Origin of the sequence: Oceanospirillum sediminis, from assembly GCF_014164585.1 — a bacterium.
Taxonomy (GTDB): Bacteria; Pseudomonadota; Gammaproteobacteria; order Pseudomonadales; family Halomonadaceae; genus Oceanospirillum; species Oceanospirillum sediminis.
This window is the reverse complement of the sequence record NZ_JACJFM010000378.1, coordinates 1-303: the sequence shown is the minus strand read 5'-3', so window position 1 is coordinate 303 and position 303 is coordinate 1. Positions and strand designations below refer to the sequence as shown.

Here is a 303-nt window from a genome sequence, read left to right as displayed (position 1 = left end):
ATTATAGAGCCAGAACTTTTGAAACATTCAAAAAAGAAATTCAACCTATTAAAGGGATAAAAGAAGTATTGGAAAACTTGAAAATCCCGTTTTGTACGGCATCTAGCGGACCAGAAAATAAAATCAGATTAAATCTTGAGTTAACTGGTTTACTTCCATTTTTTGGAGATAATATTTTTAGTTGTTATACCATTCAAAAATGGAAACCAGAACCAGATGTATTTCTGTGGGCTGCAAAAACCATGGGATTTCAACCCAATGAATGTTTGGTTGTTGAAGATAGTGTTTCAGGTGTTGAAGCAG

Annotated in this window: 1 protein-coding gene; it reads left to right on the top strand. The window is 33.3% G+C overall.

The features are described from left to right. Positions 1 to 303, top strand: a 303-nt coding sequence (locus tag H4O21_RS28940) for an HAD-IA family hydrolase (RefSeq protein ID WP_182812807.1), incomplete at both ends; no start/stop codon positions are given.